Source organism: Marisediminicola senii (genome assembly GCF_011057645.1).
Classification (GTDB): domain Bacteria; phylum Actinomycetota; class Actinomycetes; order Actinomycetales; family Microbacteriaceae; genus Marisediminicola; species Marisediminicola senii.
In genome coordinates, this window is record NZ_JAALGE010000025.1 from 34,473 (window position 1) to 41,597 (window position 7,125).

Annotated in this window: 5 protein-coding genes and 1 pseudogene; 4 read left to right on the forward strand and 2 right to left on the reverse strand. The window is 61.8% G+C overall.

Translation table 11 applies throughout. From position 1 onward, the window contains the following. Positions 1–70: 70 nt before the first annotated feature. A complete protein-coding gene (locus tag G5S38_RS09375; RefSeq protein ID WP_235928989.1) occupies positions 71–2,188 on the reverse strand; it encodes an RICIN domain-containing protein in 2,118 nt (705 codons plus the stop codon). Positions 2,189–2,564: 376 nt separating this feature from the next. On the opposite strand from G5S38_RS09375, the pseudogene G5S38_RS09380 reads away from it, so the two are divergent. The 4 genes and pseudogenes from G5S38_RS09380 to G5S38_RS09395 all read left to right on the forward strand — a co-directional run bounded on the left by G5S38_RS09380 (position 2,565) and on the right by G5S38_RS09395 (position 6,034). Then, positions 2,565–3,529, forward strand: a pseudogene (locus G5S38_RS09380) (IS481 family transposase). A gap of 68 nt (positions 3,530–3,597) precedes the next feature. After that, positions 3,598–3,861, forward strand: a complete 264-nt coding sequence (locus G5S38_RS09385) for a hypothetical protein (protein ID WP_201276641.1) — start codon at positions 3,598–3,600, stop codon at positions 3,859–3,861. 1,605 nt (positions 3,862–5,466) lie between these two features. Further along, positions 5,467–5,679 (forward strand): hypothetical protein, encoded by a 213-nt coding sequence (locus G5S38_RS09390; RefSeq protein WP_201276642.1) that lies wholly within the window; start codon positions 5,467–5,469, stop codon positions 5,677–5,679. A 13-nt stretch (positions 5,680–5,692) separates the two neighbouring features. Further along, complete coding sequence (locus tag G5S38_RS09395; protein WP_165067729.1) at positions 5,693–6,034, forward strand: ribbon-helix-helix domain-containing protein; 342 nt, start codon at positions 5,693–5,695, stop codon at positions 6,032–6,034. A gap of 94 nt (positions 6,035–6,128) precedes the next feature. Here G5S38_RS09395 and G5S38_RS09400 read toward each other — a convergent pair whose 3' ends face one another. After that, positions 6,129–6,626 (reverse strand): hypothetical protein, encoded by a 498-nt coding sequence (locus G5S38_RS09400; RefSeq protein WP_165067732.1) that lies wholly within the window; start codon positions 6,624–6,626, stop codon positions 6,129–6,131. Positions 6,627–7,125: the final 499 nt, after the last annotated feature.

Below are 7,125 nucleotides of genomic sequence, written 5' to 3' on the forward strand. Positions count from 1 at the left end.
CCGAACAAAAAGGCCCGGGCGGTACGGTCAAGCTCACGCTTGCCGCACCGCCCGGGCCCATAAATGCTTCCTACTGGATGCCTTCCTTGACGAGTCGCCACTGCTGGCACGCCGCCCCGGTCGGTCCGAACTGCTGAGCCACCGCCCCGTCAGCAGTTGAGCAGGTGTCGATCTCGAGCAGCTTGTTGCTGTTCGTATTCGTCATAGTCCAGTACCCGGCCGTGTTGGGCGCGAGACGCCAGACCTGCGTGGCATTCCCGGTTGGGCCGAACTGCACTGCATCGACACCGTCGCCGGTCGCCGCCCCGGGAATCTCGAGCAGCTTCAGGCTGTTCTTGTTGATTAGCCGATGCGTATTGGACGACACGTTCTCGATCTTCCAGATCTGCGTCGGGTTGTTCGTCGGTCCGTACTGGCCCACCGGTGCTCCGTCGGTCGTAGCTGCACCGAACACCTCGAGGAGCTTGCCGCTGTTGCGGTTCACCACCTGAAACTCCGCCGGCGGAGTTACGGTCGACTGGTACACCTGGATCTGGTCGATCTCCGCGAACGTCCCCTGGTATCCGAAGCGGATCGTGTTGTTACCCGCGTTCAAATTCACAGTGGTCTGAGCCCAAAGGAATCGACCCCAATCGGCCGTTCTCGGATAGCTGACCGAGGTCGAGGTGCCGCCATTCACAGAAACAGCGTGGCTGCTCGTGGCACCAGTCCCGTTCGCGTAGCGAACGTTCACGGTATAGCTGCCCGCCGTCGGAGCCTTGACCGTGAACGTCACCGTACTATTCGCGAAATTGATGTTGCCGACTTTCGAACCATTAGACGCGTCACCCTGCTGCACCAGACTGACGTTCGCCAGGGCGGCTTTCTCGGCCTCGTAGGAAATCGCGTTCAGTGGGATCGTGCCGACTCGGATGTCGTTGTAAAGGTACGTCTGGCTCGGATTGTTCGGGTTGGGTCGATAGTTCTCGACATTCACCGCCTGATACAGCGTGCGGCCGTCGGCGCTGTAGTCGATACCCTGAGCGAACCCGGTGATCGACTGGGTCCCGGCAAACGTTACGGCGAACGGGAGACGCTCCCAGGGGCCGACACCAAGGTTGTAGTTGACGAAGAAGTTCTGACCGCCATCGAGGTTACCCGCGGCATCCAGACCCCACTTTGACGCCACGACCACCATGCCCTTGGGTCCACCGGTGGGCACCCACTTCAGCGTCGGGGAGGACCCGATGCCGCGGCCGTTCGCAAGCTCGACCGGCGTTCCCAGGCTGGTCGTCGTGCCCCAGTTCAAACCGTCGACCGACTTCTTGAAGAACACCGGTGACGCGTTCGAGAACGCGTACCCAACAGCATTCACGACCTCATATGTTGCGATGTAGGTGCCATCAGGAAGCTTGTCCACCGTGATCATGCCCGGGCGGTGCGTATTGTCATTGGGCGCCGAAACGTTACTGAGCGCGCCCCACGTGAGTCCGCCGTTCGTCGACCGCCGGTACGACACCGCCTGCAAGACGCCGTTCGCCTTCTGCCGCTCATCAGAGAAGTACGCCGTCAGCCCGCCCTGGCCATCGATGATGAGGGTCGGCTCCCATACGGTCGTCGTTGTCGACGTCGACGAGGGATCGTAGATGGCCGCACCGCCGGTATCAATGGTGCTGACATAGGACCAGGACGTTCCCTGGTTAGTGCTCTTGTAAACGACCAGCTTGGTGATCGAGTTAGGTGCATAACGATCTGCCGGCCGGATCTGGCCGGTGAACAGAAGGGTCCCCGCAGCGAGGCCACCTGTTGCCTGCGGAAGCTCGTAAATGTACGGCTGCGCTGTGCGGTCAAGCTGAGTGCTCGACTCTTGACCGGGCGTTCCCGGAAATTGGAGACCCGGGTTGATCGATGAGACCTTCTGCCAACTCGTTCCGTTGTTGGTGCTTCGGAAGATCGGCCACTCCTGATGGCACGCGAGCGAAGGATTGGCGAGGCAAGCTTGCGTGTCTGTCGTCGGGTTGGTGCTCGGGTTGACGTCACGGATCAGCCGCGCATCGTCGAAAGACGAGATCAGCTGCCCATTGGAGGAGCCGTTGTACTTCAACGACACGATCTTCGCATAGGCAGTTCCAGTGGCGTCGCCTCCCTCGTCGTTAAACGAGGACCCGTTCGGTGGTGCGTACACCAGCGACCCGTTTCCTGTCGTCACAGCGAAAGCCGGCCCCGCCGATAGCCCCGAGCCCAGCAGAGCCGCGGCTGTAAAAGCCGCTAAGGCAAGCGCTCCCGCTCGTCTGGACCGTGTTTTTGACTGCATCATTGCATCCTCCCGAAAGGTCACCCATGAAAATCACGCGCGTTCTTACAACGTCGTAAAAAGCCAGACTCGCACAACGTTGTAAATGGATCAAGATTTCCCGACAAGGTTGTCTACTCGGTAAAAAATCGGTGCCCCATACAACACACAATCCTCGATCAATGTCATGCGCTAGCTGTAGTTCCTCGGGAGGTTGTGAACGGGTGACATAGCGAAGACCCCCGGCCAGGATGTGGGTTACCACACTCACACTGCTGAACCGGAGGTCTTCGTGACTCACGCTAACGCGCCCTTGACGCCGGAGGGGCGTCGACGGCTTGTCCTGTTGATAACTGTTGAAGGTTGGTCGCTTCGGCGTGCCGCGGAGCGGTTCCAGGTGTCGCCCGCGACGGCGGCGCGGTGGGTGTCCGGCATCGTGCCGGCCTGCCGATGACTGATCTGTCCTCCCGCCCGCACCGATCGCCGAACCGCACCAGTCGCCGGTTGGAGCACCGCATCATCGCTTTGCGGTTCACCCGCCGGTGGGGGCCCCACCGGATCGGCTATCACCTCCACGTGGCCCGTTCCACAGTCGAGCAGGTGCTGGCCCGCTACCGGATGCCGCGATTGTCATATCTCGACCAGGCCACCGGGTTGCCGGTGAGGCGACGGAAACCGGTCCGTTACGAGCATCCGACCCCAGGCGACCTGGTCCACGTCGATATCAAGAAGCAGGGCCGCATCCCCGATGGTGGTGGCCACCGGATGCTCGGCCGCACGATCGGGAATCGCAACAACAAAAAGCAAGGCCGCGGCTACTCGTTCCTGCACCATGCTGTCGACGACCATTCCAGGCTCGCGTACTCCGAGATCCTCGTCGACGAGAAGAAGGAGACCGCCAGCGCGTTCTGGGTCCGGGCGAATGCCTTTTTCCAGGCCCACGGCATCACCGTCAAACGAGTCATCACCGACAACGGCTCCTGCTACCGGTCGGCAGCGTTCACCGCCGCCCTAGGCGACGGCATCGCCCACAAGTTCACGCGCCCCTACCGGCCGCAGACCAACGGGAAGGTCGAACGCTTCAACCGCACCCTCGCCGAGGAATGGGCCTACGCCGCGACCTACCCCAGCGACGAAGCGAGAGCTGCGACCTACGCGAACTGGATCCACCACTACAACCACCACAGACCCCACACCGGCATCAAAGGCAAAACACCCATCGAACGCGTCCACAACCTCCCCGGGAACTACAGCTAGCTCGACCCGACTGGTGGATTTCAGAGGCTTACACACTATGTAGCCGCATTTTGTGCTACACTTTAAATATGGGAGTCGAGTGGACGCGCAGCGCTGACAAGCACGATGTGCCACGCGAAGACGCACTCTACGTGATGATGCACTTCCAGGTCTCAGCAGAGGTCGAGGGGGAGCCGGGCGAGACGACAATCGTCTACGTCGGGCACCCGCACGGGCAGACCGAGCGCTACCTCGAAGTCATCGCAGCGCACCGCGCTCCACGGACGATCATCATCTTTGACGTCATGCCCCTCACCGACGCATTCCGTCACCTACTGTCCAAAGGAGATTAGATATGAGCGCGAAACACGACGCGCTGGCCGATCGCGCTGAGCGCGGGGAGCTGGCTGTAAAGGCCGGAACCATACGCCGCGGTGATGAGGTGGCGCACCACGAGATCCAGCGCCTCCTGATCCAGGCGACTGACGCGAGCACTGTGCAAGAAGCCGCTAGAATCTCCGTCGGACGCCCGCGGGTGGGAGCTCCAGCCGGACAATCTCCGGTAATACGCGCGCGAGTAACTCAAGCTCTCAAAGACGACGTGACCGCGCTAGCCGAGCGGGAGCACCGCGCCGAGTCGGACATCGTTCGCGACGCAGTAGCCGCATACATCGAAACCCGGAGAGTGTCATAGGGACAGCTCGCCGGCTGCTGACACTCGACCGTCATGGTTCGCGATCCAAATCGAGCCTGCTCGAGCTGGAGACTGAGTGCGGGCGCGCGGGGCTTGAAGCCCCTACATTGTCGGAGGGTCGGCCAGCCAAAGCCTCCCAGCACGGAGGAGGCACGCTCTCGGTCCCGGCCCGCAGGAGCCGCATTTGGGTCTCCTCCTCCGCCTTGTTCGCTGGCCAATCCTGCAAACCCGCACCCACCAGGTGCACCGCAGACCAGGTGCGCACGGGACGCTGCAGTTCACGCCCAGCAGCACGCGCAACCTTCCGGAACGTCGCGACTGGGACGCTCAACGAGTCGACGTCGGCTTGAACATGCCCGACAGAAGACAGCTGCTCCACCATCCACTCGACCAGACGAGCTTCCTCCTTGGCGGTGATGCTCACGGGCTTCATTCCTACACAATAGAAACCGCGAGTGGAGACGCCTAACGCAGAAATCGAACACCTGGCCGGCCGTCAATGTCCGCAGATACTGTGAACCATGTTCCCCCATCAGCTTCGAGATCCCCGCAGCTACCCGGCAAGAGGCACTCGACCTCGCAGCCGAACTTGGAATATCGCTCGAGGAGATCGCGCGCACGGCATTCGAGGATTACCTCGACAGCGTACGCAGCGCACGGCGCGATGACACGGACGAGCCGGATCACTACTCCGACGCGGAATCGAACGTGATCGGGCTACCAAGATCTGACGTCGACGAATTGGCTGACCTCGAGGGAACTGAGCCCTGGCTGACCACGGAGAACGAGCCGAACGGCTGGAACCGGAGGTAGCGGACGCTCGGCTAGCGCTGAAACGAGAGCGTCTGAGCATCGCGAGCTGTCAGAGCCAGCGCATAGATGCCCTCGTCAATTAGCCCGTCGTCAAACGCCGCCAGGACATCGTCGAAGGAACCCTCGACGTAGTCCAGCGCGTCGTCGTGAAGTCCTGAGTCCTGGTCTCGGCGGGCACGTAAGTCCAGTGCGTCAGCGCATCAATGATTTGGTCGCGAGTGATCTCGCCACGCAAGTATCGCTCCGCGACGTGAGGGGCACAACACCCACATCGCTTTCGGCCCGTACCTTCATCGGAGGCGCGCTCATCGCGATCGCGCAGAGCCTTCCCATCTAGCAAGACAACAAAATCGCCCACGCGCATTTTGTAACCCCTCTTTTTGTAACCCTCTTTTTGTGGTACTCTTTTCTTGTGGGCGTGATCTGGACTGAGACAGCAGCGAAGCATGACGTGCCTCGCAACGACATCCTTTGGGCTCTGGAGCACGCCACCGGCTCGGAAAAGGTAGACGGGCGCCCAGGCTGGACGACCCGCGTCTGGGTGGGACACCCCCACGCGCAGACCGATCGCTACATCGAGGTCATCGCCGCCGCGCGCGGATCGGAGTTCGTGATCTTCCACGCCATGCCGCTCTCCGACCTGCACCGCCACTTGATCACCTAGAAGGGAAACCGCCATGACCGACAACTACGACTGGAGCAACCTCTCCAAGCAGGCGGAGGCGGGCAAGCTCGCCCCCGTCGAGGGAACCGCGCTGCACGGCGCGGACGCCGCGAACGCCGGCCGGAACGCACTGCTCACTGCAACCGGCGCCGACACGATCGACGAGGCGAGACACATCGCTTTGGGAAGGCCCCGGCTCGCAGCGGAGGGCGACGAGAACGTGACCTGGAAGGTTCGCGCCCCCTCAAACCTCGACACCATCGTCACCGAGCTCGCCAAGCACGAGGGCCGCACCCGAAGTGCCCTGATCCGTCACGCCGTCACTGAATACGCCCTCACCCACCAAGCCAACTAATCAGTCGATCGGGGGTCTCAGAGCGTTGACGGCACCGTTCGCGCTCGTGAGATCCCGCAGAACCGCGCGCCAGTCGTCAACCTGATCGCCGCTGCTACCCACCGCTGGTCTGACGAGCCGCCATGAGCTGAGCCTTCAAGCCGTTGAGCGCAGCGGCGTAAATCTCACCGTCAATCAACTCGTCAAGCAATGCCGCCTCTACGTCATCAAACGAACCAGACACGTAATTCAGGAGATCATCGTCGAGGCCCCGAGTCGTCGTTTCACCCGCCACATACTCCCAATGCGCGAGGGCGTCGATGACCTGGTCGCGAGTGATCTCACCACGGGAGTACCGCTCGGCTACGTGGTACGGAGACCGCCCGAGCTTGCCGCCGTCGACGAGTTCGAGGAGCGAGCGGCCCTTCGCCGCCCACCGAGATACCTGGGGCTGGGACGCCTGGAGCTGCACTGCGATCTCGGTCTGGGGGATGGACTCAGCAATCCGAGCAACGGCCGTGAGGAACTCCTCGCTGCCGTGGTCTCGGTGCGTGCGCGCTCGAGCGAGTTCGCTCCGCCAATCCAACGCGGGTGCTGTGTGGATGTTCGTCATGTGCACCTCACCTCCTATTCACGATTGTATAGCGCCGAGCTGTTGAGGCCCGAAGAGCTACGAGAGCCCCGCCAATAGATACTCGGCTGGCAGATCCCACACGCGCATCATGTTGCCCATGACCCGTCTCGGCACCGAGCGTTTCCCGTCACGGACCACGAGCGGAACCCCTGTGACATCCAGCGCCTCCGCTACCGAACGAGAGGAGACACCGCTCACGTCATACAGTGAAGGAGAGACCCAAAAGCGACGCCCGGAACGACATACACCCGATCTTTTCGGACTTGACCGAGCAATAGTCTCTGGTCGAGAGGGTCATCACGCCAGCCCACCAGACGCGCCCGACCAGTGCGGAGCTCCTCTCGAAGGATCAGTTGCGTCCCGCATAGTGGTGTAGCGCGGTTGCCGGGTTCGTCGTACTGATGGACATGAAGGCGGCCACCGCGTGATCCTTCGAGGAAACTCTCACATCCCACTCGAAAGGCATCATCACGATGAC

Coding starts and splice junctions, on each gene's coding strand:
- G5S38_RS09385 (WP_201276641.1), top strand. CDS start 3,598: ATGGGAGTCGAGTGGACGCGCAGCGCTGACAAGCACGATGTGCCACGC.
- G5S38_RS09395 (WP_165067729.1), top strand. CDS start 5,693: ATGACCGACAACTACGACTGGAGCAACCTCTCCAAGCAGGCGGAGGCG.
- G5S38_RS09400 (WP_165067732.1), bottom strand. CDS start 6,626: ATGACGAACATCCACACAGCACCCGCGTTGGATTGGCGGAGCGAACTC.